General features: G+C 69.2%; 26 protein-coding genes and 1 tRNA gene. 13 read left to right on the plus strand and 14 right to left on the minus strand.

The window, feature by feature from the left end; genetic code table 11:
- Positions 1-153 precede the first annotated feature (153 nt).
- On the plus strand, positions 154-1329 hold the full coding sequence (locus tag KBY88_RS13980; protein ID WP_254940556.1) for a THUMP domain-containing class I SAM-dependent RNA methyltransferase: 1176 nt from the start codon (positions 154-156) through the stop codon (positions 1327-1329).
- On the opposite strand, the gene KBY88_RS13985 is transcribed toward KBY88_RS13980, so the two are convergent.
- The 5 genes from KBY88_RS13985 to kdpA all read right to left on the minus strand — a co-directional run bounded on the left by KBY88_RS13985 (position 1314) and on the right by kdpA (position 7079).
- The gene (locus KBY88_RS13985) at positions 1314-2435 is read right to left on the minus strand and encodes a sensor histidine kinase KdpD (protein ID WP_254940557.1); all 1122 of its coding nucleotides are present in this window, start codon (positions 2433-2435) and stop codon (positions 1314-1316) included. The two genes, KBY88_RS13980 and KBY88_RS13985, sit on opposite strands and share 16 nt — an antisense overlap.
- Positions 2436-2440: 5 nt before the next feature.
- Positions 2441-3019 carry a K(+)-transporting ATPase subunit C gene (kdpC, locus tag KBY88_RS13990; RefSeq protein ID WP_254940558.1) on the minus strand — a complete coding sequence of 193 codons (579 nt, stop codon included), beginning with the start codon at positions 3017-3019 and terminating at the stop codon, positions 2441-2443.
- Positions 3019-3219 (minus strand): potassium-transporting ATPase subunit F, encoded by a 201-nt coding sequence (locus tag KBY88_RS13995; protein WP_254940559.1) that lies wholly within the window; start codon positions 3217-3219, stop codon positions 3019-3021. Before KBY88_RS13995 ends, kdpC begins: the two co-directional genes overlap by 1 nt.
- Positions 3220-3309: 90 nt before the next feature.
- Complete coding sequence (gene kdpB / locus KBY88_RS14000; protein WP_254940560.1) at positions 3310-5406, minus strand: potassium-transporting ATPase subunit KdpB; 2097 nt, start codon at positions 5404-5406, stop codon at positions 3310-3312.
- A complete protein-coding gene (kdpA, locus tag KBY88_RS14005; RefSeq protein ID WP_254940561.1) occupies positions 5403-7079 on the minus strand; it encodes a potassium-transporting ATPase subunit KdpA in 1677 nt (558 codons plus the stop codon). Before kdpA ends, kdpB begins: the two co-directional genes overlap by 4 nt.
- A 20-nt stretch (positions 7080-7099) precedes the next feature.
- Here kdpA and KBY88_RS14010 point away from each other — a divergent pair, with 20 nt between their 5' ends.
- The 4 genes from KBY88_RS14010 (at position 7100) to KBY88_RS14025 (ending at position 9401) form a co-directional block, all read left to right on the plus strand.
- A complete protein-coding gene (locus KBY88_RS14010) occupies positions 7100-8242 on the plus strand; it encodes a sensor histidine kinase (protein WP_254940562.1) in 1143 nt (380 codons plus the stop codon).
- Position 8243: 1 nt separating this feature from the next.
- Positions 8244-8915 (plus strand): response regulator transcription factor, encoded by a 672-nt coding sequence (locus KBY88_RS14015; RefSeq protein ID WP_254940563.1) that lies wholly within the window; start codon positions 8244-8246, stop codon positions 8913-8915.
- Between the two features lie 77 nt (positions 8916-8992).
- The gene (locus KBY88_RS14020; RefSeq protein WP_254940564.1) at positions 8993-9091 is read left to right on the plus strand and encodes a type II toxin-antitoxin system VapB family antitoxin; all 99 of its coding nucleotides are present in this window, start codon (positions 8993-8995) and stop codon (positions 9089-9091) included.
- Positions 9092-9206: 115 nt separating this feature from the next.
- Positions 9207-9401 (plus strand): hypothetical protein, encoded by a 195-nt coding sequence (locus KBY88_RS14025; protein ID WP_254940565.1) that lies wholly within the window; start codon positions 9207-9209, stop codon positions 9399-9401.
- A gap of 111 nt (positions 9402-9512) precedes the next feature.
- On the opposite strand, the gene KBY88_RS14030 is transcribed toward KBY88_RS14025, so the two are convergent.
- A complete protein-coding gene (locus KBY88_RS14030) occupies positions 9513-9872 on the minus strand; it encodes a phage holin family protein (RefSeq protein WP_254940566.1) in 360 nt (119 codons plus the stop codon).
- Positions 9869-10285 carry a glycine zipper domain-containing protein gene (locus tag KBY88_RS14035; protein ID WP_254940567.1) on the minus strand — a complete coding sequence of 139 codons (417 nt, stop codon included), beginning with the start codon at positions 10283-10285 and terminating at the stop codon, positions 9869-9871. Before KBY88_RS14035 ends, KBY88_RS14030 begins: the two co-directional genes overlap by 4 nt.
- Positions 10286-10386: 101 nt before the next feature.
- Here KBY88_RS14035 and smc point away from each other — a divergent pair, with 101 nt between their 5' ends.
- Both smc and KBY88_RS14045 read left to right on the plus strand, forming a co-directional pair.
- Complete coding sequence (gene smc / locus KBY88_RS14040; RefSeq protein WP_254940568.1) at positions 10387-13995, plus strand: chromosome segregation protein SMC; 3609 nt, start codon at positions 10387-10389, stop codon at positions 13993-13995.
- Positions 13996-14023: 28 nt separating this feature from the next.
- On the plus strand, positions 14024-15304 hold the full coding sequence (locus KBY88_RS14045) for a PRC-barrel domain-containing protein (RefSeq protein WP_254940569.1): 1281 nt from the start codon (positions 14024-14026) through the stop codon (positions 15302-15304).
- Positions 15305-15332: 28 nt separating this feature from the next.
- Here KBY88_RS14045 and msrB read toward each other — a convergent pair whose 3' ends face one another.
- From msrB to KBY88_RS14060, 3 genes are all read right to left on the minus strand, one after another.
- A complete protein-coding gene (gene msrB, locus KBY88_RS14050) occupies positions 15333-15797 on the minus strand; it encodes a peptide-methionine (R)-S-oxide reductase MsrB (protein WP_254940570.1) in 465 nt (154 codons plus the stop codon).
- Between the two features lie 27 nt (positions 15798-15824).
- Positions 15825-17069, minus strand: a complete 1245-nt coding sequence (locus KBY88_RS14055) for a glycosyltransferase family protein (protein ID WP_254940610.1) — start codon at positions 17067-17069, stop codon at positions 15825-15827.
- A 105-nt stretch (positions 17070-17174) separates the two neighbouring features.
- Positions 17175-17256: transfer RNA gene (locus KBY88_RS14060), tRNA-Leu, on the minus strand.
- Positions 17257-17364: 108 nt separating this feature from the next.
- Between KBY88_RS14060 and accC the strand changes: the two genes are divergently transcribed.
- A complete protein-coding gene (gene accC / locus KBY88_RS14065; RefSeq protein ID WP_254940571.1) occupies positions 17365-18726 on the plus strand; it encodes an acetyl-CoA carboxylase biotin carboxylase subunit in 1362 nt (453 codons plus the stop codon).
- An 18-nt stretch (positions 18727-18744) separates the two neighbouring features.
- On the opposite strand, the gene KBY88_RS14070 is transcribed toward accC, so the two are convergent.
- Positions 18745-19095 (minus strand): YggT family protein, encoded by a 351-nt coding sequence (locus tag KBY88_RS14070; protein ID WP_254940572.1) that lies wholly within the window; start codon positions 19093-19095, stop codon positions 18745-18747.
- A gap of 78 nt (positions 19096-19173) precedes the next feature.
- On the opposite strand from KBY88_RS14070, the gene psbX reads away from it, so the two are divergent.
- The 4 genes from psbX to KBY88_RS14090 all read left to right on the plus strand — a co-directional run bounded on the left by psbX (position 19174) and on the right by KBY88_RS14090 (position 21443).
- Entirely contained in the window at positions 19174-19296 is a 123-nt protein-coding gene (gene psbX / locus KBY88_RS14075) for a photosystem II reaction center X protein (RefSeq protein WP_254940573.1), read from the plus strand.
- A 95-nt stretch (positions 19297-19391) separates the two neighbouring features.
- On the plus strand, positions 19392-20375 hold the full coding sequence (locus tag KBY88_RS14080; protein ID WP_254940574.1) for a Ycf66 family protein: 984 nt from the start codon (positions 19392-19394) through the stop codon (positions 20373-20375).
- 85 nt (positions 20376-20460) lie between these two features.
- Positions 20461-20955: a TolB family protein gene (locus KBY88_RS14085; RefSeq protein ID WP_261348881.1), complete on the plus strand. Its 495-nt coding sequence runs from the start codon at positions 20461-20463 to the stop codon at positions 20953-20955.
- A 32-nt stretch (positions 20956-20987) separates the two neighbouring features.
- Positions 20988-21443 carry a TolB family protein gene (locus tag KBY88_RS14090; protein ID WP_254940611.1) on the plus strand — a complete coding sequence of 152 codons (456 nt, stop codon included), beginning with the start codon at positions 20988-20990 and terminating at the stop codon, positions 21441-21443.
- Between the two features lie 21 nt (positions 21444-21464).
- On the opposite strand, the gene KBY88_RS14095 is transcribed toward KBY88_RS14090, so the two are convergent.
- The 3 genes from KBY88_RS14095 to KBY88_RS14105 are packed head-to-tail and all read right to left on the minus strand — an operon-like array spanning position 21465 to position 24111.
- Positions 21465-21683 (minus strand): CAB/ELIP/HLIP family chlorophyll-binding protein, encoded by a 219-nt coding sequence (locus KBY88_RS14095; RefSeq protein WP_254940576.1) that lies wholly within the window; start codon positions 21681-21683, stop codon positions 21465-21467.
- A 6-nt stretch (positions 21684-21689) separates the two neighbouring features.
- Positions 21690-23681 carry an ABC transporter ATP-binding protein/permease gene (locus tag KBY88_RS14100; protein ID WP_254940577.1) on the minus strand — a complete coding sequence of 664 codons (1992 nt, stop codon included), beginning with the start codon at positions 23679-23681 and terminating at the stop codon, positions 21690-21692.
- Between the two features lie 58 nt (positions 23682-23739).
- Positions 23740-24111 carry a histidine triad nucleotide-binding protein gene (locus KBY88_RS14105; protein ID WP_254940578.1) on the minus strand — a complete coding sequence of 124 codons (372 nt, stop codon included), beginning with the start codon at positions 24109-24111 and terminating at the stop codon, positions 23740-23742.
- 66 nt (positions 24112-24177) lie between these two features.
- On the opposite strand from KBY88_RS14105, the gene KBY88_RS14110 reads away from it, so the two are divergent.
- Complete coding sequence (locus KBY88_RS14110; RefSeq protein ID WP_254940579.1) at positions 24178-25722, plus strand: YifB family Mg chelatase-like AAA ATPase; 1545 nt, start codon at positions 24178-24180, stop codon at positions 25720-25722.
- Positions 25723-25739: the final 17 nt, after the last annotated feature.

Genomic DNA, 25739 nt, shown 5'->3' on the forward strand with positions numbered 1-25739 from the left:
GGGAAGGTCCCGCCACGGGAGCGGGAGGCATGGAGCTGAGCGGAATCGAACCGCTGTCCGAAGCATTGGTGTGAGCCACCTAGTCCGCCCAAGGACGGACCTTGTCATTGTGGCAGCTGAACAGGGATCCAGGGAGGGGCATCGCGGGTGGGCATGACCGAACCGTTCGAGGCCGTGGCGGTGCTGCCCCAGGGGCTGGAGGTCGAGGGGGCCGCCGAACTCAGCGTCCTGGGGGCGTTGAACGTGCGGCCCTTGCGGCGGGCCGCCAGCTTCCGCACCGATGGCGCCGGCTTCCTGCGCCTGCACCTGCGTGCCCGCCTGCCCTTTCGGCTGCTGCGCCAGCTGGCCACCTTCCCCTGCGCCGGGCCCCGGGAGCTCTACGGGGGCGTGCAGGCCGCCGCCGACTGGGACCGCTGGCTGCCGCCCTCCTCCAGCTTCCGGGTGGAGGTGAGCGGCTCGGCGCCGGGCCTGAGCCACAGCCACTACAGCGCCTTGCAGGTGAAAAATGCCCTGGTGGACCTGCAACGCCAGCGCTGGGGCGAGCGCTCGAGCATCGACCTGGACAACCCCGACCTCGCCCTGCATCTGCACCTGGGGGGCGGCCGGGCCGCCCTGAGCGTGGAGGGCTCCAGCTCAAGCCTGCACCGCCGCGGCTACCGGGCCGCCCTGGGCCTGGCGCCGCTCAAGGAGAACCTGGCCGCGGGCCTGATCGCGCTCACTGGCTGGGATGGCACCGTGCCTCTCGCCGATCCCCTCTGCGGCTCCGGCACCTTGCTGATCGAGGCGGCCTGCTGGGCGCTGGGGCGCGCCCCCGGGCTGCTTGAGCAGGCAGGCGGGGTTCCACGGGCCCGCTCCTTTGCCTTCGAGCGCTGGCCGGATTTCGATCCCGTGAGCTGGCGCGATGAGCTCGCCGCCGCGATCGCCCTGCGCCGCGACACCCTGGCGGACGGCTCGGCGCCAGCGCCGATCGTGGGCTGGGAACGGGACCCCACCGTGCTGGAGCAGGCCCGCACCAACGCCCAGGCCGCCGGGGTGGCCCCCTGGCTGAAGCTGTGCCAGGGGGATGCCCGCGCTTTCGTGCCACCCGAGCGACCCGGCGTGCTGGTCTGCAACCCGCCCTACGGCGAGCGCCTCGGCGCCGAAGACGACCTCGAAGCCCTCTACGCCGACCTGGGCCAGGTGCTCAAGGAACGCTGCTCCGGCTGGAGTCTGTGGCTGCTGAGCGGCAACCCCACCCTCACGGGTGCCCTGCGCATGAAGGCGCGCCGCAAGGTGCCGGTGAGCAACGGCGGCCTCGATTGCCGCTGGTTGCACTACGAGATCCGCTGATCTCGCCCGCCCCTGGGATCCTCTGGCCACTCCGCCGGGGTGGAGGCGGCGTCGATCGAGATCAGGTGCAGGTCCACCGCCTGGCCCTTGAGGCGGTGCTGGAGCTTTTCCGAAAGCGTGCGCCGCAACAAGGCCTGGGGGCGGGAGCGCAGGGTCTGGCCAAGCACGATCTGGGTGATGCCACGTTCGCCGGCGATGCGCGCGATGGTGCCGAGGGCGTCGTCGCTGTCGATGCGCAGGAACTTGGCGCCGAAATCCCCACAGAGTCGGATCGACTCCTCCAGCCGCACCGCCTGCTCCTTGCTCAGAAAGCGGGCAGGGTCCTGAACGGTGAGCGCCAACAACGGCGCATCCATGAAGCCCGCCAGGCGGGCGGCGCGGCGCAGCAGCCGGTTCGATCCTGGGTAGGTGGAGAGGCACACCATCACCCGCTCCCGCAGCCCCCTGGCCGGCGGGCCGTCCTCCTCCACTCGGTCGGCCACCTCCCGAAGCGCCAGCTCCCGAAGGGCCACCAGGTGGGGGCGACGGAAGAAATGGGCCAGGGCCTGGTCCACCTTGTCGGCGGCGTAGACCTTGCCGTCCTGCAAGCGCTCCTGCAGGGTCTCGGGGGTGACATCCACCAGCACCACTTCCTGGGCCTGCTGCAGCACCCGATCGGGGAGGCGTTCGCGCACCACCACACCGGTGAGCTGGGCCACCTGGTCGTTGAGGCTCTCCAGGTGCTGGATGTTGACCGTGGAATACACGTCGAGGCCGGCGGCCAGCAGCACCGCCACGTCCTGCCAGCGCTTGGGTCGCTCGCTGCCGGGCCCGTTGGTATGGGCCAGCTCATCCACCAGCACCAGCTGGGGGCGGCGGGCCAGGATCGCCCCAACATCCAGTTCTTCAAGGGACACCCCCTGGTGCACCAGGCGGTGCCGGGGCACCTGCTCGAGCCCCTCCGCCTGGCGGGCCGTATCACGACGGCCATGGGTTTCGAGCACCCCGATCACCACATCAACCCCCTCCCGCTTGAGATCCTGGGCCTCCTGGAGCATGCGGAAGGTCTTGCCCACGCCGGGGGCCATGCCGATGAACAGCTTGTGCCGCCCCGGGCCCCCGAGCATGCGGATCACGGCTTGATCTGATCGAGGGCGTTGTTGAGAGTCAGCACGTTCACGCCCGACTCACCGATGCACCCAAGGAACCGGCCCTGGGTGTGGCGCCGGATCAGCGGCTCCAGCCGCGCCGGTGGAAGGCCCCGGGCTGCGGCCAGCCTCGGAATCTGCTGACGCGCCGCTTCCGGAGAGATGTGGGGATCGAGACCCGAACCGGAGGCATAGAGCAGATCAGCGGCGGGCTTGGCGAGGCCCGCTTGGGCGTAGGTGGCGGCCGTGTCCTTGATCCGTTTCGCCAGATCAGGGTTGGTGGGGCCCAGGTTGCTGGGGGCGGAGGTCGGTGCCGCCTTGCCGGTGCTGTAGTCGACGGCGCTCGGACGACTCCAGACGTACCGATTGGAAGCGAACGGCTGGCCGATCAGGGTGGATCCGATCACCTGGCCGCCCTCGTTGCGCAGCAGGCTGCCATTGGCCTGGGCGGGGAACAGCCCCTGGCCCACCGCCAGCAGCGGCAGGGTGTAGAGCACCACGGTGAGCAGCCAGAGCACAACCGTGAGCCGCAGGGCCTTGAAGGCCTCTCGCAGAACGGACATCAGAAGCGCTCCGGTTGAAAGATCACAACGAACAGGTAGCCCGAGAGCACCACGGTGCCGCTGAGCAGCAGGGCCAGGGCGTTGGACTGGAGCGGGCTGGGACTGGAGCTGAACAGCGGTGCGGCCAGGACGGTGCCCAGGACCAGTCCCAGGGGCAGCCAGAACAGCGGTTTACTCAGGAGACCAGACGAAGAAGCCATGGGTCGGGGAAGGTCGGGTGAGGATCGGGCGGGGAGTCAGAACAAAGGCACGGATCAGCCTGAGCGGAGCGGCCTGAATGGCGCGGCAGCTCAGACCAGTCGCAGGGCGGAGACGGCCAGATCAATCAGCTTGATGCCGATGAACGGCACCACCAAACCCCCCAGCCCATAGACGAGCAGGTTGCGCCGCAGCAGCTGATCGGCCGTGGACGGCCGGAAGGCCACCCCCTTGAGGGCCAGGGGCACCAGGGCGGGGATGATCAGGGCGTTGAACACCATCGCCGAGAGGATCGCCGACTGGGGGCTGGCCAGGCCCATCAGGTTCAGCGGCGCCAGGCCCGCCTTGCCGAACAGGGCCGGCAGGATCGCGAAGTACTTGGCCACGTCGTTGGCGATCGAGAAGGTTGTGAGCGCCCCGCGGGTGATCAGCAGCTGCTTGCCGATCGTCACGATGTCGATCAGCTTGGTGGGATCGGAATCGAGATCCACCATGTTGGCCGCCTCCTTGGCGGCCTGGGTGCCGGAGTTCATCGCCACCCCCACGTTCGCCTGAGCCAGGGCGGGGGCGTCGTTGGTGCCATCACCGGTCATCGCCACCAGCCGACCAAGCCGTTGCTCCGCCTGGATCACGGCGATCTTGTCTTCCGGGGTGGCCTCGGCGATGAAGTCGTCGACGCCGGCCTCGCGGGCGATCACTCCGGCAGTGATGGCGTTGTCGCCCGTGAGCATCACGCTGCGGATGCCCATGCGCCGCAGCTGGTCGAAGCGTTCACGCATGCCGGGCTTGATGATGTCCTTGAGGTGGATCACCCCGAAGATCTCGGCGTTCCAGCACACCGCCAGGGGGGTGCCCCCGAGCCGTGACACGCGCTCGTAAGCCGCATCGAGGTCGGCGGGCACCGTGCCGCCCCGGGAGCGCACGAACCCCTTGATCGCCTCGACGGCACCCTTGCGCAGCTCGTTGCCATCGGCCAGATCGGTGCCGCTCAAGCGCGTGCGCGCTGAGAATTCCAGCCCCGTGGCGGTGTCCATCGGCAGGGCCGTCACGGCATCGAGCTTCTCGGCCAGGCGCACGATCGACTTGCCCTCCGGCGTGGTGTCAAACCAGCTGGCGGCATGGGCGGTGGTGGCCAGCTCGCGCTCGCTGTGGCCGCCCACCGGCAGGAACTCCTCGGCCAGGCGGTTGCCGAGGGTGATCGTGCCGGTCTTGTCGAGCACCAGGGTGGTGATGTCGCCGCAGGCCTCCACAGCGCGCCCGGAGGTGGCGATCACGTTGAACTGGGCCACCCGGTCCATGCCGGCGATGCCGATGGCGCTGAGCAGGCCGCCGATCGTGGTGGGGATCAGCGCCACCAGCAGGGCCACCAGCACCACCACCGGCGTGGGGCTGTTGATATAGGCGGCCACCGGCGGCAGGGTGGCCACGGCGATCAGGAACACCTGGGTGAGCACCGCCAGCAGCACCGTCAGGGCGATCTCGTTGGGGGTCTTGCTGCGCTCGGCCCCCTCCACCAGGGCGATCATCCGATCGATGAAGCCCTTGCCCGGGTCGGCGGTGATGCGGATCAGAAGCTTGTCGGACACCACCCGCGTGCCGCCCGTGACGGAACTGGCCCCATCGGAGCCCGCTTCCTTGAGCACGGGAGCCGATTCGCCGGTGATCGCCGATTCATCCACCGCCGCTACCCCATCGACCACCTCCCCGTCGGCGGGGATCATTTCGCCTTGGCTGACGCGCACCTGATCGCCCCGGCGCAGGGCACTGGAATCCACCAGCGCTTCGCTGCCATCGGGCAGCAGCCGCCTGGCCTGGGTGCTGGCCTGGGTGCGGCGCAGGGCATCGGCCTGGGCCTTCCCACGGCCTTCCGCCAACGCTTCGGCGAAGTTGGCGAACAGCAGCGTGGCCAGCAGGATCAGGCTGAGCAGGGCGTTGAAGCCCCGGCCCGGCGCCTCGGGGCTGAGCTCGAACAGGCGCGGCTCCAGCGTGGCGGCCAGGGTCACGAGCGTGCCGCACCAGACCACGAACATCACCGGATTGCGCGCGGTGAGGCGCGGGTCGAGCTTCACGAACGACTGCACCACGGCCCGGCCCAGCAGGCCATCGCTCCTGGGACGCTCGGTGTAGCGCCGCTGGTCGCGGCGGCCCCGCGGCATGCGGGGAAAGATCGGCGGTTGCAGGGTTGTCATGGGGCTCCTGTCAGCGAAAAGGCTTCGGCGATCGGCCCGAGGGCCAGCACCGGGAAAAACGTGAGCGCCCCCAGGATCAGGATCACCACCCCGGTCACCACGGTGAACAGACCCGTGTCGGTGGCGAGGGTGCCGGGGCCGGGCGGCACCTTGGGCTTGCGGGCGAAACCAGCCGCCAGCAGCAGCAGGGCCGCGATCGGCAGGTAGCGCCCCCCCAGCAGGCTGAGGATGGTGCTGAGGTTCCACCAGAGCGTTCCGTCACCCAGGCCTTCGAAGCCGCTGCCGTTGTTGGCCGAGGCCGAGGCGTACTCGTAGACCACCTGGCTGATGCCGTGGGACCCAGGGTTGCTGATGCCCGAGAGGGTGGGGGCGTCGGCGAGGGTGATCGCCGCCGGCACCAGCACGAACAGTGGGTGGATCAGGAGGATCAGGCTGCTCCAGACGATCTCCCCCTTCTCCACCTTGCGGCCGAACAGCTCGGGGGTGCGCCCCACCATCAGGCCGGTGAGGAACACGGTGAGGATCAGGAACACCAGCAGGTAGGCCACGCCGGTGCCCTGGCCGCCGAAGATCACCTGCAGGAACAGGTTGAACAGCGGCACCAGCCCCCCCAGAGGCAGCAGTGAATCCATGGCGCCGTTGACCGCGCCGGTCATCGAGCCGGTGGTGATCGTGGCGAACAGGGCGGTGATGCCGGCGCCGAAACGCACCTCCTTGCCCTCCAGGTTCGGGCCGCTGAGCCAGGCGGTCAGCAGGGGATTGCCCCCCTGCTCGGCTTTGATCGCCACCGCCGCCAGCGCCAGAAAGAGCACCGTCACGAGCAGCAGCAGCAACGTGGCCTGGCGACGGTTGCCAAGGAAGCGGCCGAAGGCATCGATCGTGGCGGCAGGGATGGCGAACATCGCCACCATCGCCAGCAGGTTGGTGAACGGGTTGGGGTTCTCGAACGGGTGGGCGGAGTTGGCGCCGAAGAAGCCACCGCCGTTCTCGCCGATCTGCTTGATCGCCTCGTAGCCCGCCACCGGGCCGCGCACCAGGATCTGATCGGCCCCCTCCAGGGTCCTGAGCATCACCGGGCCGGCCAGGGTCATCGGCGCACCGTTGACCAGCAACACCAGGGCGAACACGAAACTGAGCGGGATCAGCACCCGGGTGATGGCGCGGATCAGGTCGGTGTTGAAGTTGCCCAGGGGGCGGCCGCAGAGGCCGCGGATGAAGGCGAAGCCCACCGCCAGACCGGTGGCCGCCGAGGTGAAGAACAGGAACTGCAACGCCCCGAGCTGGCTCAGGTCACTGAGGCTCTGCTCCGGCGTGTAGTGCTGCTGATCGGTGTTGGTGAGAAACGAGATCGCCGTGTGCAGGGCCGTGTCCCAGCGCATCGGCGGCAGCCCCTGGGGATTGAGCCAGGGGGGCTGGGCCAGCAGAAAAGCCAGGGCCACCAGGCCGAAGAACAGGTTGCTGAACAGCAGGGGCCGCAGGTAATCCCAGGTCTGCTCAGCCGGGCGGCCGCGCTCACCGATGAAGCGCAGCACGCCGTTTTCCACAGGGATCAGCCAGCGATCCAAGCGGGGCTGGGGCTGGGCATCGAAGACCTGAAAGAGATGCAGGCCCAGCACAGGTGCCGTGGCCCAGACCAGGGCCACAAAGACGACGACCTGAAACCAGTCGGTCATGGGCGGTAGCGTCCGTTGCGGTGAACTCCGTCACTTTCCGCCGGGCGCTGGAGCGTCCGCATCTGCCGGTGGGTATGAATCGGGCGAACGGGCCTCTACCCAGGGCTATAGGCCCCCTGGGAGCCGCCGGTGGCCAGGGGGCGGTGATGACGGCGGCGGTGATGACCATGGCCGCCGCCGTCCTGGAATTCGTCACGCCCCAGGACATCGTCTTCGGCATCCTCTACGTGATCCCGATGCTGCGCCTGGGCACGTCGGCCGCGGCGCGCACGCTCTGGGGTTACGCGCTCCTGGTCTGCGTGCTCACCTTGCTCAACCTGGTGCTGCCACCCCCGGTGACCCTGGAGGGCCCCGTCGTCGTCAACCGGCTGCTGGTCTGTGGCGCCCTGCTCGTCACCGCGGGCCAGTGCCTGCGGGTTCAGGCCCTGCAGCGCCAGCGGCTCGACCTTCAGGCCCGTCTCAGCGTCGAGGATCTGCGCAGCGACTTCGTCGCCACCCTGGCCCACGACCTCAAGACGCCGATCCTCGGCACGATCGCCACCACGAAGCTGCTGGGGGAGCAGCAACGGCCCGATGGAGCGCTGCTGAGCCGGGCGATCGCCACGATCGAGCGCGGCCAGACCCGCGCCCTGCGCCAGATCCAGACCCTGCTGGAGGTCTACGGCAACGACGCCGAAGGGCTGAGGTTGTGCCCAGAGCGCCTGGATCTGAGCCAGCTGGTGGAAGAGGTGATCACAGAGGTGAGCGCCCTGGCGCAGGAACGGCAGCTGACGATTCGGCTGACCTTCATGGGCAGCGGCCAGCGCCAGGCGCACACCCTGGTCGGCGACCCCGTGCAACTGCGGCGGCTGGTGGAGAACCTGCTGCTCAATGCGATCCACCACAGCCTGCGTGGCGGCCAGATCCTGGTGACGCTGGCGGCCCTGGGCTCCGCCCACCGGCTCCTGGTGATCGACCACGGCCCGGGGGTTCCTGTAGAGGAGCTGCCGAACCTGTTTCGGCGCTTTCACCGGCTCTCAGCAGACCGCCAGGGCAGTGGTCTGGGCCTCTACCTCTGCCGTCAGATCGTCAGCGCCCACGGCGGCACGATCGCCCTGCGCAACCGGACTGGGGGCGGGGCGGTGATCGAGGTGGACCTGCCCATCCAGGCCAAGGAGGCCTGAGATGGCCCGTTGCCTGGTGGTCGAAGACGACGAGCTGTTTCGCCTGGGGCTGGAGATCACCCTGGCCGGCTTCGAACGGATCGAGGGCGTGCTCACCGCCAGCGACGGCGAACAGGCCCTGGAACTGCTGCGCCGGCAGGCGGTGGAGGTGGTGCTGCTGGATCTGGGGCTGCCGGGACTGGGGGGACTCGAAACCTGCCGGCGGATCGCCAGCGATTACCCGGAGCTACCGGTGCTGGTGATCACCAGCCAGGAGGACCCTGCCGCCTGCCGGCGCTTGCTCCTGGCCGGCGCCCGCGGCTACGTGCGCAAGGGCGTGTCGGCCCACGACCTGCAACTGGCGATCGAAACCCTGCTACGGGGAGCGTCCTGGTGGGATGCCCAGGCCACGGCGGCTCTGCGGGACCTGGGTCAGCCGCCTGAGACAGCGGATCAACACCAGGCCACCGAGCCCAGGGGGCCCCAGCCCAGCAACAGCCCCGGCCTCGTCCGGCTCACCCCCCGCGAACGGGAGGTGCTGGAGGCGATGGCGCAGGGCTGGAGCAACCAACAGATCGCCGCAACCCTCGGCATCAGCCTCGGCACCGTGCGCGTGCACGGCCACGGAATCATGCAGAAGTTAGGGGTCACCAACCGCACCCAGGCGGTGCTGCGGCTGCTGGAAGGGCGCTGATCCAAGGCGATCAGCGCATCAATCGAGGCCCAATCTGATGCCAGCCAGCACCCCGACGCCACCAGCCCAAGCAGACCATGCGCACCACCGTCACCCTGGACGATCAGTTGCTGGCCCAGGCCAATGAACTCTCCGGTATTCCCGAACGCACCCAGCTGCTCCAGCAGGCCCTCTAGGCCCTGATTGAGGGGGAGAGTGCCCGGCGTCTGGCCTTGCGCGGCGGCACTGAACCCGAGCTGCAGCCGATCCCGAGGCGTCGCCCGATCCGGCCGCGATCCTGCCGTGATCCTTGTGGACACCTCGCTCTGGGTGGGTCACCTGGGCAGCCAACATGGGCCGCTCTCCCTTGCGCTCGGCGATCAGCAGGTGTTGAGCCACCCCTTCGTGCTTGGCGAGCTGGCCTACGGGAACCTGCGCCAAGGGGCCTCAATCCTGCGTCTGCGGAAAGCCCTCCCTGCCGCGGGCATGGACAGCGCCTGGAAGTGATTCAGGAGATCGACAACCACCAGCTGACCTGCTCAGCCAGGCCAGCCTCTGGAGCCTTGATCGGCGCCTGGCCGCCGTGGCCGAAGCGCCGGGGATCCGTTTTGACGCCCCTTAATCCCGCCCCAGCACCGCCCGGGTGGTCTTGCTGAGGCCGGCGATCGTATCGGGCAAATAGGGGCCCTTGGTGAGCTGGCCGCCGATGCGCAGGAACAGCCCCGCCACCACCAGATTGATCGCCCCCACCACCAAGGCGGCGGTGGTCCAATCCAGGCCCTTGGCACTGTGGAACCAGATCAGCAGGGCAGTTTCGGCGGCGATCAGCGACAGCAGCACCAGCACCAGGCCGCCACTGAGCAGCAGTGCCCCGGCGATCAGCCGCCGCTTCTCCCGGTCCACCTCCTGCAGGGCGATGCGCACATGGAGATCCATCACCGAGGCGACGATCGCCGTGACCCGGCCGGTGTTGCTCATGCGGAACGGCGGCCCGAGGCCAGCAGCAGACCGGTGAGCAGCCCGACGCCGGCGGCGATGCCGAGGGCCAGCAGCGGCTTCTCGCGCACGGGCTTCTCGATCTTTGGCCGCAGGGTGGTGTTGAGCTCATCGAGCAGGTGCTCCAGCTGGCGCTCCAGGGGTTCGAGGGTGTCGGCCAGGTGGCGACCATGGTCGCCGGCCACGTGCAGCAATTGCAGCAGCTGCTCCTGCACCCCGTGGGCGGTGCGCCCGGTCTGCTCAGTGATCACCGACACCACCTCATCGAAGCTGCCTCGGGTGGCCTCAAGGGTGTCACGGGCCACCTGGGGCCATTCCTTCTGAATCGTGGGCAGCAGCGTCTCGAAGCGCTCGCGGAAGCGGTCGTGGCTGCCCGTGGGAGTGTCCGTGGTCATGGGGAAGGGGGCGCGGGCGCGCAGGGTTCCCTCAAGGTAGGCAGCACCCTTGAGATTGTGAGCGCAGCCGCTACATTTGCCTCGCTCGGCGCACGGGCCTGTTGGTTCACATCAATCAGGTCGGTCTCACCCACTTCAAGTCCTTCGGCGGATCCCTGACGATTCCGTTGGACGAGGGTTTCACGGTGGTCACCGGGCCGAACGGCTCAGGCAAGAGCAACATCCTCGATGGTGTCCTGTTCTGCCTGGGCCTCGCCAACAGCCGCGGCATGCGCGCCGAGCGGCTCCCGGACCTGATCAACAGCGCCATGCTCCGCGAGGGCAAGGCCGCCGAAACGGTGGTGAGCGTGCGCTTCGATCTCAGCGACTGGGCACCGGACGAGGCCGAGGCGGGCCTGGAGCCCAGCGCTGATGGCCCCTGGATCAAGGCCGGCCAGACGGAATGGACGGTGACCCGGCGCCTGCGCGTCGCCCCGGGGGGCACCTACAGCAGCAGCTATGCCGCCGACGGCATCCCCTGCAACCTGCAGCAGCTCCAGACCCAGCTGCGGCGCCTGCGGGTGGATCCGGAGGGCAGCAACGTGGTGATGCAGGGGGACGTCACCCGCATCGTGTCGATGGGGGCCCGGGACCGCCGCGGCCTGATCGATGAACTGGCCGGTGTGGCCCTGTTCGACAGCCGCATCGAGCAGAGCAGAGCCAAGCTCGAGGAGGTGCAGGAACGCGAAGAACGCTGCCGCATCGTCGAGCAGGAGTTGCTCGCCAACCGTCAGAAGCTTGAGCGCGACTGCGCCAAGGCACGCACTTATCAAGACCTGCGCCAGCGCCACCACCTGGGGCGCCTGCAGGAGCAGGTGCTGGTGGTGGAGGCGGCCCGGGGCCAGCTCCAGCAGCTCCAACGGCGCCAGACGGCCCTCGGCCAGCAGCAATTGAGCGAGCGCGAGGCTCTCGCCGCGGCCGAGCTGGAGTTGCAGCGCGCCAACCAGGAACTGGAGGCGCTGCAGAAAGACGTCAAGGCCCTTGGGGAAGACGCCCTGCTCGCGGTGCAATCGGAGCTGGCGGGGCTGGAGGCCAGCGGCCGGGAACTGGCCCGCCAGGGGGAAAAGCACCAGCAGAGCGCCGAAGCCTTCCAGCGCCAGCGCCGCCAGCTGGCCGAGCAGCAGGTGGAGCTGCGCAACCAACAGCGCAACCTCTACGAAAGCGACGACCCGGCCGCCCTTGAGCATGCCGAAGCGGCCTGCCGCGCCGGCGAGGCGGCCGTGGAACTCTCCCGCCGCCGGCTCGGGGAGGTGGCAGGGCGCTCGGGCACCTGGCTGCAGGAGCAGCAGCAGCGCAGCCGCGAGCGCCAGGAGCTCCAGGCCCGCAGCGGCCCGCTGCTGGCGGAGCAGCAGCAACGGGGAGAGCGCCTGCGCCAGGAACAGGAACGCCTGGGGGAACTCGCGGAGGAATTGCAACAGGAGGCTGGGAGCAGCGCCAGCGTGCAGCAGGGGCTGGTGGCCCTGGAGTCGGAATGGCAACAACTCCTGGAGGCGCTCAAAATGGACCAGACCCGGGCCCAGGAGCTGGCCGAAGCCCTGGCCCTCCAGCAGCGCACCCGCGCCCGGTTGGAGCAGGAGCAGACCCAGCTGGAGCGGGAGATCGCCCGGCTGGAGAGCCGCCGCGAGGCCCTGCAGGAGAGCCGCGGCACCGGCGCCCTGCGGATGCTGCTGGAGTCGGGGCTGGAGGGCCTTCACGGGCCCGTGGCCCAGCTGGCGGAGGTGGAGGAGCGCCACCGGTTGGCCCTGGAAGTGGCCGCCGGCGCCCGGCTCGGCCAGGTGGTGGTGGATGACGACCGCATCGCCGCCAGGGCGATCCAGCTGCTCAAGAGCCGCAAGGCGGGCCGGCTCACCTTCCTGCCCCTGAACAAGATCCGCGGCACAGGCGGTGGCAGTGGTGGCGGAGCCGCCTTTGAGCGGGGCCGGGGCCCCGGCGACGGCTCTGGTGGCCTGGTGGGCCGTGCCGTCGAGTTGTTGCGCTGCGAGCCGGTCTACGCCGAAGTGTTCCGCTACGTCTTCGGCGACACCCTGGTGTTCAGCGACCTGGCCAGCGCCCGCGCCGAGCTGGGCCGTTGCCGGGCCGTGACCCTGGAAGGCGAGCTTCTTGAAAAAAGTGGGGCCATGACCGGCGGCAGCCTGCAGCTGCGCGCCGACCGGCTCAGCTTCGGCAGCGCCAGCGACCACGACGAGGCCGAACCCCTGCGTCGGCGTCTGCTGGAGGTCGGTGAAACGCTCGTGGCCAGCCGCCGCCAGGAGGCCCAGCTGGGCCAGCGACTCGAGACCCTGCGCCCCGAGTTGCAGCGCCAACAGCAGCGCCAGGCGGCCCTGGAGGCCGAGCGCCAGGCGGCCCGCAGGGCCCATGGACCGATGCTCCAACGGCAGCACAACCTCAGCGACCGCCGGCAACAGGCCGGTGCGGCCCTGGCGGAGCACAGCCAGCGACTGGCCGCTCTGGAAGCGGAACTGGCGCCGCTGCTGGAGCGCCTGGCGGCCCTGGAAGCGGCCGAGGCGGCCGCCCAGGGTTCCGCTGACAGCGGTCGCTGGCAGGGCCTGGAGCAGGAGCTCAGCAACGCCGATGGGGCCCTGGCCGAAGCCCGCCGGACCAGGGACGCCCTCCTGGCGGCCCGGCGGGAGAGGGGCCTGGCGATCGAGCGGCTGGGCAATCAGCTCGAAAGCCTCGGCGCCGATGAACGGCGGCTCAGCCAGGAGGTGCAGGCCCTGGCCCAGGAGCACGGCCTCTGGCGCACGCAGCAGAAGCAGGAACAGGAGCGCCGGTCCGCGCTTGAGGCCCAGCAGCAGGAGCTGCAACAACGCTTCGGGGAGCGCCGCCGGGCCCGGGATGGCGCCGAAGCCCAGGTGTCCGCCCAGCGCCAGGCCCTGCAGCAGCGCCAGTGGGAGCTCCAGAGGCTGGGGGAAGAGCTGCTGGCCCTGGCCGAGCAGGAACGTAGCGAGGGCCTGCGGCTGGAGCAACTGGAGCGGGACCTGCCCGACCCCCTGCCGGAGCTGAGCGATGAGCTGCGGGAGGCCGGACTGGAGTCCCTGCAACTGGAGCTGCGCAGGCTGCAGCAACGCATGGAGGCCCTGGAGCCGGTCAACATGCTCGCCCTGGAGGAACTCGAACAGTTGGAGCAGCGGCTTGCGGAGCTGGAGGCGCGGCTGGAGGTGCTCTGCAAGGAGCGCGAAGAGCTTCTGCTGCGCATCGAAACCGTGGCCACCTTGCGCCAGGAGGCCTTCATGGAGGCTTTCACGGCGGTGGATCGCCACTTCCGCGAGATCTTCGCGGGTCTGTCCGAGGGCGAAGGCCACCTGCAGCTGGAGAACCCCGAGGCGCCTTTGGAGGGGGGGCTCACGCTGGTGGCCCATCCCAAAGGAAAGGCGGTGCGGCGGCTGGCCTCGATGTCGGGGGGGGAGAAATCGCTGACGGCCCTCAGCTTCCTGTTCGCCCTGCAGCGTTTCCGCCCCTCACCCTTCTATGCCCTCGATGAGGTGGACAGCTTTCTGGACGGGGTGAACGTGGAGCGGCTGGCGGCGCTGATCGCCCAACAGGCGGGCCAGGCGCAGTTCATGGTGGTGAGCCACCGGCGGCCGATGATCGCCGCCGCCACCCGCACCATCGGTGTCACCCAGGCCCGCGGCGCCCACACCCAGGTGGTCGGGTTACCTCCGGCGGCGTAGCCCGCACTGGTGGGCCACAATGAAGCGGATGGCAAGCCTTCCCCCTTCCGCCGACCCCGTCGGCGCCGCCCCCAGCGACCGCCTCTGGCTGCGCTCCGAGCTGATGGGCACCCAGGTGATCACCCGCGACACCGGGCGCCGGCTGGGGGTGGTGGGTGAAGTGGTGGTGGACATCGACCGTCGCGAAGTGGTGGCCCTGGGGCTGCGCGACAACCCCCTCACCCGCTTCCTGCCAGGCCTGCCCCGCTGGATGCCCCTGGACCGGATCCGTCAGGTCGGTGATGTGATCCTGGTGGACTCGGCGGACTCGCTCACCGAGGGCTTCAACCCAGAGCGTTTCAGCAAGGTGATCAATTGCCAGGTGATCACCGAAGCCGGAGAGCAGCTGGGGAGGGTCCTGGGCTTCAGCTTCGACATCGAAACCGGCGATCTCACGACCCTGGTGCTGGGCGCCCTGGGCTTGCCGCTGCTGGGGGAGGGGGTGCTGAGCACCTGGGAGCTGGCGGTGGGGGAGATCGTCAGTAGCGGGCCTGACCGGATCATTGTCTATGAGGGCGCCGAGGAGAAGCTCAAGCAACTGGGCACCGGTCTGCTGGAGAAGCTGGGCATCGGGGGCCCGGGCTGGGACCAGGAGGAACGGGACCGCTACCGGCTCAACATGGTGCCGGTGGAGAACCAGCTGGCGGCCGGGCAGGCCACTGAGCCCTCCCAGCGCCGCATCCAGCCGGCCACCACGCGCAGCTTCGAGCCCGAACCTGAACTGGAGTATGTCGAGCTGGAAGGTCGCCAGCAGGAACCCCTGCGCCAGCGCCGCTACCTCGATGAGGAAGATCGCTACGGCGACGGAAGCTCCGCCGAGCGCGATCCCTACGAACGCCCCCGCACCCATGGTCGCGACCAGGAGCCCACCCGTAGCGAGCGGCCGAGAGTTGAGCGTTATGGCTACGACGACGACCGCGATCGACCGTCCCCGCGGGAGCGCTACGGCGAACCCAGCTTCTCCTCCGAGCCCAGGGCTGCGCTCGATGAGCCCCTCAACGAACGCCCTCCGCTACGCCGTGCTGCGCGCAGCCCCGAACCCTTCGATGACCGCCGCCCCACCCGAGGTGCCGATCGTGGAGAAGGTCACGGGGCTGTTCGCGATGACGTCCCCCCGCCAAGAGAGTTGCCGATCAAACCCCGCACCCCGAGCCGCCAGCCCCCCCTCCAGGAGCCGTTGGATGTGGAGGCGGAACCGTTGGATGACACCGAAGGGTTCGGGGGCCGGCCCAGCGAAGGGCGCAGCTCCCCCATCGACGACCCCTGGTGAGCTGAGCCCGAACGGCCCCAGGATCGCCTCAGCCCAGCCCCGCTCGACGGTCCTGAAAGTCCAAAGAGGCCGAATTGACGCAGTAGCGCTCCCCTGTGGGCCGGGGCCCATCGGGGAACACGTGCCCCAGGTGGGCGTCGCAGCTGGCGCAGCGGATCTCCGTACGGGCCATGCCGTGGCTGCGGTCTTCAAGGCGGGTGATGGCCCCCGGGGTCGCCCCATCCCAGAAACTGGGCCAGCCGGTGCCCGACTCGAACTTGGTGGCGGAATCAAACAACTCCGCCCCGCAGCAGATGCAGCGGTACATCCCCTCGCCCTTGTGGTTCCAGTAGCGGCCTGTGAAGGCACGCTCGGTGCCACCCCGGCGGGCCACCTGGAACTGTTCTGGCGTCAGGCGTTCGCGCCAGGCCTCCTCGGAGCGCTCGTCACGGGCCAGGCCGGAGGGCAGGGAGCAAGGGGCAGGGCTGAGGGGATCTGAACCGGAAACCGACATCGGAGCGGTGGAGAGCGTGCCGCCAGGCTAGGCAGCTCCGGGAGCCGGCAGCAGCTCCCGCACCAGCCGTGCCAGGGCCGCCACGGCCCCGGGATGGCCCCGCAGGCTGCGCAGGTCCTCGCGTACGCCTTCCAGGCGCTGGGGGTGCTCCAGCCAATCGGCGGCCTCGGCGGCGATCTCCGCCGGCGTGATCGCGCCCACCCGCTCGGGCACCACCAACCGGCCCGCGGAGATGTTCGGCCAGGCCAGAAACCCCCGCTGGCGCATACGCCAGGCGGTGAGTGCCACCCCCAGCAGCCAGCGCAGCAGCGGCAGCCGGGCCAGGAGCCCCAGCCAGCCGTCCCAGGCCTGCATCACCTGGAGATGCTGGGTGGGCACCAACACCAGCATCGGCACCGCCAGGGCCCCCAGCTCGGCGGTGTTGGCACCCACGGTGGTGAGGGCGAGGGCGCACTGGCTGAGGACGCTGTGGGCTGGCTGCACCTCCACCAGGCGAATCAGCGTTCCGGCGGGGGTCTCCAGCCAGCGCTCCCCCGCCAGCTCCCGCGACCACGGCGCCCCCTGGCCGTAATGCCGTTGCAGCGGGTTGTCCGGGCCGCCGTAGCGCAGCAATTCCTCGACGTTGGTGGTGGGGGCCACCGGCAACAGGAAGCGGCAGCCGGGACGCCGCGCCCGCAGGCGATCGGCTGTCTCCAGCAGAAAGGGCACCCCCACCTGCAATTTGGCCCGCTTGGAGCCTGGCAGCAGCGCCACCCATTCCCCCGCCGGCAGGGGGGCCTCACTGCGCGCCGATTCGGAGAGGTCCGCCATCAGATCCCCCACCACCTCGCAGCGCTGGCGCCAGCGCGGAGCCAGACGGCCGGCGGCCTGGGGCCCCATGGCGGCAATGCGGTCGTTCCAACGGGGCCAGCGGGCCACCCACTCGGCGTAGGTGAGGTGGCGGTAACCCAGACGCCAGGAGAGCAGCACCGTCCAGAACTGGTCACCGCCCAGGAACACCACCACCCCCTGCTTGGGCCAGGGGCCATGGCGCCGGGGCCGCAGCAGGAGCCACCAGAAACGCCCGGCGGGCAGCACCCGGCTGAACAGACCCGTGGCCCGGGCCACCGGCGCCTCACTGCCGGTGGCATTGGGGCACGGCACCAGCACCAGCAGCATGTCGATGGGCGCCTTCGGCTCCCGGGGCCTCAAGGGCAACTCCCCATGCAGGCGCTGGGCGAGGGGCCGGACCCAGGTGGCCAGTTCACCGGGGCCGTTGCTGACCAGAACGATCGCAGCCTCGGCATCGACGCCGGAGGCGGGGGCGGAAGTGCCGTTGAGACCCGGACCCGGCTGTGCAGCTGTCACGGAGGGCGGCCGAGTTTTGGAAAAGAAAAATGCGGATGACGAGACTTGAACTCGTAAAGCCGAAGCCACACGCCCCTCAAACGTGCGTGTCTACCAATTCCACCACATCCGCGTGGCCGGCTGGCTCCGAAAAGCCCCCCGGATGAGCAATATACCCATCAGCTTCCCCACGCGGCGCTGATACAGTCCGCAGCGGCCTGCCCTCCCACTGCCGCTTCGGATGCCCATCGGCAAATTGCTGATCGCCAACCGCGGCGAGATCGCACTCCGGATCCTGCGCAGCTGTCGCGAGCTCGGCATCCCAACCGTCGCGGTCTACAGCACGGTCGATCGCAACGCCCTGCACGTGCAATTGGCCGATGAGGCCGTCTGCGTGGGCGAAGCCCCCAGTTCCAAGAGCTACCTGAACATCCCGAACATCATTGCGGCGGCCACCTCCCGCGGCGCCGATGCGATCCATCCGGGCTACGGCTTCCTGGCCGAGAACGACCGCTTCGCCGAAATCTGCGCCGCCCATGGGCTCAGCTTCGTCGGGCCCTCCCCCGAGGCGATCCGGGCGATGGGCGATAAATCCACTGCCAAGGCGACCATGCAGCGGGTGGGCGTGCCCACCATCCCCGGCAGCGAGGGGCTGCTGAGCAGCCCTCAGGCGGCGGCGAAGCTGGCAGGCGCCATGGGCTACCCCGTGATGATCAAGGCCACCGCCGGTGGCGGCGGCCGCGGCATGCGGCTGGTGAGCGAGGCCGAGCAGCTCGACGGCCTGTTCAAGGCGGCCCAGGGGGAGGCCGAAGCAGCCTTCGGCAACCCGGGCCTTTACCTGGAGAAGTTCATCGACCGGCCCCGCCATGTCGAGGTCCAGATCCTGGCGGACCGCCACGGCCACGTGGTGCACCTGGGTGAGCGCGACTGCTCGATCCAGCGACGCCACCAGAAACTTCTCGAAGAAGCCCCCAGCCCAGCCCTCGATCCGGAATTGCGCCGGCGCATGGGAGACGCCGCCGTGGCCGCCGCCCGAAGCATCACCTATGAGGGCGCCGGCACCGTGGAGTTCCTGGTGGATCGCAGCGGCAATTTCTATTTCATGGAGATGAACACGCGCATCCAGGTGGAGCATCCGGTCACAGAGATGGTCACGGGGATCGACCTGATCGCCGAGCAGATCCGCATCGCCGCCGGTGAGCCCCTGAGCTTTTGCCAGGAAGATGTGCAATTGCGCGGCCATGCGATCGAGTGCCGCATCAACGCCGAGGACCCCCGCCAGAATTTCCGCCCTGCTCCTGGCAAGATCACCGGCTGGCTACCCCCCGGTGGTCCGGGGGTGCGGGTCGACAGCCACGTCTACACGGGCTACGAGATTCCGCCCTTCTACGACTCATTGATCGGCAAAATCATTGTCTGGGGAACCGACCGGGACCATGCCCTGCGGCGTCTCCGCCGGGCGCTCTCGGAATGCGCCGTCACCGGAATCCCCACCACGATCGAGTTCCACCTGGCGCTGCTCGATCGACCCGAGTTCCAACAGGGCGACGTGCACACCAAATTTGTGGAACACGACATGCTCCCGCCTACCGCTGGGCGTTAGACGAGGGCGATCCGGCTGTTAAGCGCTCGAGGCGAGGGCCTGGGCGCGCATCAAGGCCTGGGTGATCAGCCCCTGCTGACCCACCAGCAGTTCCCGCAGAAGGCTCATCAGCCCCACCCAGATCACCGGTGTGACGTCGACCCCGCCGATCGGGGGCACCAGCCGACGGGTGAGGGCCAGCAGCGGCTCAGTGGGCCAGCCCACCAGAGCCATCAACCCGCGGCTGAGGTCCACCTGGGGATACCAGGTGAGCACGATGCGAAACAGAAACAGCAGCGTCCAAGCGGCCAGCAGCAGCCCAAGGGCCAGATTCAGCCCCGGAAGCACGGCCAGAAACAGCTCGAGAGGCAGGGGGGTCGCACCCGTCACAAAGCCCTAAGAACAGGGGAACAGCATCGTAGGAAGTCGCCCTGGCTGCCTAGGATCACCGCCGAAGCTGAGCGTGCCATGACCCCATCCCTCGCCAATTTCCTCAACAGCCTCGCCTGGGGCGCTGCGATCGTGGTCGTGCCCATCGCCGTCGCGCTTGTGTTCATCAGCCAGAAGGATCAGGTCGACCGCAAGCTCTGATGCACCTGGCTCATGGGACCAAGGTCCCTAAAGTGTTTTAACGGGTTCTCCTGAGGGAGAACGTGGTCATGCGATCTGCCTGAGGAGCTTCAGCTGTGGTCAATGCCAGCCTGAATTGGGCCAGCATCGTCGGCATCGTGCTGGCGGTGGGAGGCGCGCTGCTCTATTTCATGCGCAGTTTCAAGCCAGCCCTCGCCCGCGACTATGACGTCTTCTTCGCCGCCATCGGGCTGCTCTGCGGCGGCATCCTCTTCTTCCAAGGCTGGCGGCTGGACCCGATTCTGCAGTTCGGCCAGTTTCTGCTGGCCGGCACCACCGTCTTTTTCGCCTACGAAAGCGTGCGCCTGCGGGGGGTGACCACCGAACAGGCGCGTCGTTCCTCCTACTTCGACGATGAGGAGCCGGGGCCCCGCCCCCGCGTAGGGGGTGGCCGGGACCAGTGGGGCACCGACAATGATCGCTTCGACGAACCGGAGCCCCTGCGCCGTCGCATCCGCTCCCGCGGTGAGGAGCTCACCGACGACCATGACGATCTGTACCGCCCCCGCCGACCGGCACGCACTGCCATCCCGGAGCGGGCGGCCAGCCGTGGGGCGCGTCCCGCCGATGAGTGGGACAGCCCCAGCAGCCCAGGCGGCCGGCCCTCTCCGCGATCCGAACCCAGCTACGATCCCCGCGCCGGCCGCTACGGCGCCCCGGCAGACAACTCCCCTCCAGCAGCTGGCACCAGCCCTGGGGCCTTCTCCTTTGGGGCCCGTCGCCGCGATCGGGACGAGCCACGCCGCGGCAGCCGCCCTGTGGCCAGTGCCGACAACCTGCCCCGCTCCAGCCGCCGCAGCGGCCCTGGTGCTGAACCCATGGCCGATCGCGGCCCAGTCCTGGGCACCTCCGGTGTCCCCCAGGGCTCTCCGATCAGCGATGCCGACTTCACGCCGGTGCGTTCGGGCTCCCGCCCCAGCGCCGGGTGGCCCGATGCCCCCGCACCACGCCCAGGCTCCGGCCCCAGCGGGCCAGCCCCCCGCAGCACAGAGCCACCCACCGGCGGACCGCGCGACAACTCCTCACGCTTCGACAACTGAATCCCTGCAGGCACCGCGGCCGCTCCGGGCCGCCGCCGGTCTCCTGCTGTGGGCCCTGGCAATTGGCCTTTCTGGCTGCGGGCTTCTGGGAGGTGTGCAGCGCCAGGCGGCGGCGCCGTTGGGGCTGGGAATTGAAGGCCGCGAAGACCCCGCCCTCAGCGGCGATGGCCGCTACCTGGCGAGCGTGGTGGAACGCGGGGGCCGTCGCACGGTGCTGCTGCAGGAACGCCAGAGCGGCCGATTGTTGTCCCTGCGCCACCTGGGCGGCCAGCAGCCCCATAGCTCCCCGTCCTTGAGCTGGAACGGCCGCTATCTCGCGGTGGTGGTGCAGCAGGGCACCAGGCGCCTGGCCCTGATTGAAGACCGGGCAACCGGTGCGCGCCATCCGCTCTATTTGCCCGGCGACCTGGAGCCAGAGCGCCTTAGCCTGGCCCCCGATGGCCGCCGCATCGCCCTGGAACTTCTGGACCAGGGACGGTCGCAGGTGGAGGTCTTCGATCTCAGCGCCCTGCTGGAGCCGGATCTGGCTCCGGGCCAGGCCCTGGGTGGGCCGTCTTCTCCAGGAGCTGGGCGGCCTTGAAACGGGCCCACAGCAGCTCAGCCCTGGCGACCATGGCACTGGTGGTGCTGCTGGCGGGCTGCGGTGGCGCACCGCTCCAGCCCATGGGTGGCCTCAATGGCCAACTGCAGCGGGCCGGTAGCGGCCGCAGCCCTTCCCTGGGCCTCGACTGGCTGGCGTGGATCAGCGGCCGCGCCGGCCGCGAGCGGGTGGAGCTGGTGGACCTCAGCCGCGGGGCACCTGTGCCCCTGCCGGGGCTCAACCGTCCCGACGCCCAGCCCCTGAGTGTCAGCGTCGATGGCCGCGGCGAACGTCTGGCGCTCGTGCGCCAGCTCGATGGGCGCACCGAGCTGGTGCTCTATCGCCGCAGCGTGCAGGCCCTGCAGCCCATACCCATGGAGCCGGCGGGGGTGCCCCGCCAGGTGCAGCTCAATGGCGACGGGCGCCTGCTTGCGGTGCAGGTGAGTCGAGGTGGACTTTGGCAGGTGGACCTGATCGAGCTGCCCTGAGCAGGGACCTGGTGGCCCTGGTCAGGAAGGCACCAGGCCCGCCCAGCGCAGGAAACTCTGATGACTGAGGGCTTCAATCACCAGCACGGCCGCGAAACCGAGCATGGCAAAACGACCGTTGACACGCTCGGCGTAGGCACTCCAGCCGAAGGCGGGCACATCGTCGGTGGTGGCACTGGTGAGCGGGGGCTCCGGAGAGGTGGGGGAAGGCTCGGATGCCGATCGAGGGGAGAAACTCATGGGGGGTCAGGTTTGGGTGAAGTCATGGTCGGCGGCGGGCACCAGCTTCCAGCCGCCACTGCCGTCGAGGGCGAGCACGCGGCTGTGGAAATCGGCCAGGGTAGGGCGGTGACCCACACTCACGAAGGCCATTTCCCGCTCCCTGAGCAGGGCGTAGAGGTGGCGCTCGGTGTTGACATCCAGGGCGCTGGTCGCCTCATCAAGCACCACGAAGCGGGGGGAGTTCAGCAGCAGGCGGGCGAAGGCCAGACGCTGTTGCTCCCCCAGCGAGAGCAGGCGCGGCCAATCCAGCTTGATGTCGAGGTTGGGATACCGGCTCACCAGCTCGCCCAGCCGCACCTCCTCGAGCACGTTCCGCAGGTGATCGTCGCTGAACCGTTCCGGATTGAGCGGATAGCAGAGCTGCTCCCGCAGGCTGCCCAGGATCATGTACGGCTTCTGAGGAATGAACAGCAGATCGGCCTGGGGCGGCCGCTGGACGCTGCCCGCCGCCGGTACCCACAGACCGCTCACCAGCCTCAGGAAGGACGTCTTGCCGCAGCCACTGGGCCCCACCACCAACAGCCGTTCCCGTGGGGTCACCTCAACGCTCAAATCGTGGATCAGCACCCGGCCGCTGCCAGGGGGGACCAGGTCCACGTGCTGAACCACGATCGCGTCAGCAGGTGGGCCAGCGGAGGCGGCTGCCAGGGCCGTGGCCGCCTCACTGCCCGAACGGGAGGCGATCTCCTCGACCTTGCCCTGGAAGCCCTCGAGGCGGCTGATGCTGGCGGAGAAGGCCGCGAGTCGATCAACGTTGTTGACGATGTAGCTGACCGAGAACAGCACCTGGGAGAAGGCGATGCTGGCCTGGCCAAAAACACCGAAATCCACCTCCTTGGCGAAGTAGATCGGAGCGATCACGAGCCAGGGCAAAAAGCGAGAGAAGTAGTCGTAGGAGCGCTGGATCACCTGGATCATCGCTTCCCAGATGATCAAGCTGTTGTAGTTACGGATCGCTCCACCCAGCCGCCTTTCCGCCTCCTGGCCCTCCTGCTGTTCGCCGCGGTAGAAAGCAATCGATTCAGCGTTGTCACGGATGTGGACAAGGCCGTAGCGAAAATCGGCCTCCAACTTCAGCTGCAGGAAATTGAGATTCACCAGCTTGCGGCTGGCGAACACCACCAATCCTGTTCCGAGCACTGAGTAGGCCAGGAGCAAGAGCGCGAGCTTGGAGTTGATACTCCAGAGCACGATGATGAAGCTGAAGAAAGTCAGCAGAGCGGAGAGGATCTCCACCGTGACACTGAGTGAGGTACTTGTGAAACTGGCCGTGTCCTGGGAGATCCGCTGGTCGGGATTGTCGATCTCCGAGAACGACTCGTCGTTCGGATTGAGAACATAGTAGGCGCGGTTCGAGAGGTAACGAACCAGCAGTCGCCCGCTCAACCACTCCCGCCAGAGCAGACCGAGCTTGGGGATCAGGTAGCTCTGAATCGCTCGGATCGGCAGGGCCAGCACCAGGCAGAAGGCGTAGATCGCCACCGTCTTCCAGAAGCCGTCCTGGTCGTAGGCCACCAGGGTGTTGTCGACGTTGCGGGCGATGAAACTGATGCCGACGTTGATGCCGTTGATCACCAGGATCAACAAGGTGATCACCGCCAGCAGCACCCAAGGCAGCCAGCGTCCCTGGCGCAATTTGGCCCGCTGGGTGCCGAACACCAGCCAACCGGCCACGAAGGCCACGGAGACTCCTGGGCCAATCGGGCCGGACCAGAGGGCGGCCACCTGCTGGGGTACACCCGGCAGGAAACGGTCGCGCAGGCCTGGAATCAAAACACCGCTGAGTGCCACGGTGCCCGTGAGCAGCAGCAGGGTGAGACCCACCACCACCGCCAGCAGAGCGAGCACCAGGAGCAGGAACTGCCAGGGGCTGGTGTCCTCCACCGGAAGGAAATAGGGCTGGGCCAGGCGCCGCAGTTTGCCGAGCTGGTCGCGGAAGGCTTTCAGGGGACCCATGGACCGGTGCAGGTCGGGCCATTGTCGCCGCTAGAGGTGCACCACGGAGCGACCCGCGCTACCCCGGCGGCCAGGCCAGGGGGCGGCCACCGATCACGTGCACGTGCAGATGAAACACGGTCTGGCCCGCCTCGACGCCACTGTTGATCACCGTGCGCCAGCCGCCCAGCCCCTCGGCGCTGGCCACCTTCGCCGCCACCAGCAAAAGATGCCCCAGCAGGGGGGCGTCGGCGCCGGTAGCCTCCGCCAGGTTCACCAGTGGCTTGCGCGGGATCACCAGCACGTGGACGGGTGCCTGGGGGTTCACATCGCGGAAGGCCAGGCACAGCTCATCGCTGTGGACCGGATCGCAGGGGATCTCGCCGCGCAGGATGCGGCCGAAGATCGTGTCCGCTGGAGCGTTCTCAGGGGTGGAGCTGGGGTCGGCCATGGCGCCGGGGCGGCGGGCGGTGGGACAGGTGGGGGAACTGACGGGGTGTTCCCTCTTGATCAATCGATGCTGGCACGGTGCAGCGGAGCCGCCCTCCAGGGCCTCGACGGGGTCGAGGTGAGCGTGGAGGTGGACATCGCCCCAGGGCTGCCGGGGCTGTCGATCGTGGGGCTGGCGGATGTGGCCGTGCAGGAATCACGAGAGCGGGTGCGGGCCGCCCTGCGTAACGGCGGTTTCCGGGTGCCCCTCACCCGGGTGGTGGTGAACCTGGCGCCGGCGGATCTGCGCAAGGAGGGCCCGGCCTTCGATCTGCCCATAGCCCTGGGGCTGATGGTGGCCAGCGCCCAGCTGCCGCCGGAGCAGCTGGGGGGGATCTGGTGTGCGGGCGAACTGGGCCTCGATGGGCGCCTGCGGCCCGTGCGTGGGGCCCTGGCCCTCGCCCTGGCCGCCCGGCGCTGCGGGGCCCGGGCCCTGGTGCTGCCAGCCGCCAACGGCGCCGAGGCCACCCTGGTGAAGGGGCTCAAGGTGTGGTGCGCCGAGAGCCTGGCCCAGGTGGTGGCGCTGCTGGCGGATCCCGCCCGGGCCAGCCCCTGCAGGCCCCTGCCGGCCCTGGGGGGGCCGCCGCCCCTGGATCTGGTCGATGTGAAAGGCCAGCCCCACGGCCGCCGGGCCCTGGAGATCGCCGCCGCGGGGGGCCATCACCTGCTGCTCGTTGGCCCGCCAGGGAGCGGCAAGACCATGCTGGCCCGGCGACTGCCGGGGCTGCTGCCGCCCCTGGAACAGCAGGAGATGCTCGAGCTGACCCAGCTCTATTCCGTGGCGGGGCTGCTGGGCGGCCATGGCAGCCTGCTGCGCCAGCGGCCCTTTCGCGCTCCTCACCACGGCTGCTCCGGGGCGGCCCTGATTGGCGGTGGTGTCATCCCCCGGCCTGGGGAACTGTCGCTGGCCCACCACGGGGTGCTGTTCCTCGATGAGCTGGCGGAGTTCCGCCGCGATGTGCTCGACCAGCTACGTCAGCCCCTCGAGGAAGGGGAGGTGTGGATCAGCCGCACCCGCCAGCGCAGCCGCTTCCCGGCTCAGGTGGCCCTGGTGGCGGCCACGAACCCTTGCCCCTGCGGCTGGTTCGGGGACCCGGAGCGCCCCTGCCGCTGCGGGGAAGAGCGGCGCCTGCGCTACTGGTCGCGGTTGTCGGGGCCGCTGCTGGATCGGATCGATCTGCAGGTGATTGTGCGCCGGCTTGCCGCGGAGCAACTGGTGGCCGACTTTGGATCCCGCAAGCGCTCGGCAGGGGGCGCGTCACCACTCCAGAACGAAGCCACGCAAGCGGTGGCCGAACGCGTGCAGAGGGCGCGCGCACGCATGGCCGAGCGCAACCCTGGTGGCTGCGCCAACAGCCAGTTAGGCGGCGCTGACCTTCGCCGCCACAGCCGCTTGGCCCCCCAGGCCCTGGGGCTATGGGAGGGGGCGATCCGTCAGCGACGCCTCAGCGCCCGCGCCGCCGAGCGCTTGCTGCGGGTGGCGCGCACGATCGCTGATCTCAGGGGCGAGGCCAGCATCCAAGCGGAAGCAGTGGGCGAAGCCCTCACCTTCCGCTCCTTCGATCGCCTCTGAGCGGCCCGCCCTGGGAC

Source organism: Cyanobium sp. Morenito 9A2, assembly GCF_024345575.1.
GTDB lineage: Bacteria > Cyanobacteriota > Cyanobacteriia > PCC-6307 > Cyanobiaceae > ATX-6F1.

Excerpts from the sequence above, each read along its gene's own strand:
- KBY88_RS13980 (WP_254940556.1), top strand. The coding sequence starts at position 154 with ATGACCGAACCGTTCGAGGCCGTGGCGGTGCTGCCCCAGGGGCTGGAG.
- KBY88_RS14105 (WP_254940578.1), bottom strand. The coding sequence starts at position 24,111 with ATGGCCGACCCCAGCTCCACCCCTGAGAACGCTCCAGCGGACACGATC.
- KBY88_RS14015 (WP_254940563.1), top strand. The coding sequence starts at position 8,244 with ATGGCCCGTTGCCTGGTGGTCGAAGACGACGAGCTGTTTCGCCTGGGG.
- KBY88_RS14110 (WP_254940579.1), top strand. The coding sequence starts at position 24,178 with ATGCTGGCACGGTGCAGCGGAGCCGCCCTCCAGGGCCTCGACGGGGTC.
- KBY88_RS13995 (WP_254940559.1), bottom strand. The coding sequence starts at position 3,219 with ATGGCTTCTTCGTCTGGTCTCCTGAGTAAACCGCTGTTCTGGCTGCCC.
- kdpB (WP_254940560.1), bottom strand. The coding sequence starts at position 5,406 with ATGACAACCCTGCAACCGCCGATCTTTCCCCGCATGCCGCGGGGCCGC.
- KBY88_RS14045 (WP_254940569.1), top strand. The coding sequence starts at position 14,024 with ATGGCAAGCCTTCCCCCTTCCGCCGACCCCGTCGGCGCCGCCCCCAGC.
- kdpA (WP_254940561.1), bottom strand. The coding sequence starts at position 7,079 with ATGACCGACTGGTTTCAGGTCGTCGTCTTTGTGGCCCTGGTCTGGGCC.
- KBY88_RS14030 (WP_254940566.1), bottom strand. The coding sequence starts at position 9,872 with ATGAGCAACACCGGCCGGGTCACGGCGATCGTCGCCTCGGTGATGGAT.
- KBY88_RS14095 (WP_254940576.1), bottom strand. The coding sequence starts at position 21,683 with ATGAGTTTCTCCCCTCGATCGGCATCCGAGCCTTCCCCCACCTCTCCG.
- KBY88_RS13985 (WP_254940557.1), bottom strand. The coding sequence starts at position 2,435 with ATGCTCGGGGGCCCGGGGCGGCACAAGCTGTTCATCGGCATGGCCCCC.
- msrB (WP_254940570.1), bottom strand. The coding sequence starts at position 15,797 with ATGTCGGTTTCCGGTTCAGATCCCCTCAGCCCTGCCCCTTGCTCCCTG.
- kdpC (WP_254940558.1), bottom strand. The coding sequence starts at position 3,019 with ATGTCCGTTCTGCGAGAGGCCTTCAAGGCCCTGCGGCTCACGGTTGTG.
- KBY88_RS14020 (WP_254940564.1), top strand. The coding sequence starts at position 8,993 with ATGCGCACCACCGTCACCCTGGACGATCAGTTGCTGGCCCAGGCCAAT.
- psbX (WP_254940573.1), top strand. The coding sequence starts at position 19,174 with ATGACCCCATCCCTCGCCAATTTCCTCAACAGCCTCGCCTGGGGCGCT.
- KBY88_RS14100 (WP_254940577.1), bottom strand. The coding sequence starts at position 23,681 with ATGGGTCCCCTGAAAGCCTTCCGCGACCAGCTCGGCAAACTGCGGCGC.
- accC (WP_254940571.1), top strand. The coding sequence starts at position 17,365 with ATGCCCATCGGCAAATTGCTGATCGCCAACCGCGGCGAGATCGCACTC.
- KBY88_RS14035 (WP_254940567.1), bottom strand. The coding sequence starts at position 10,285 with ATGACCACGGACACTCCCACGGGCAGCCACGACCGCTTCCGCGAGCGC.
- KBY88_RS14090 (WP_254940611.1), top strand. The coding sequence starts at position 20,988 with ATGGCACTGGTGGTGCTGCTGGCGGGCTGCGGTGGCGCACCGCTCCAG.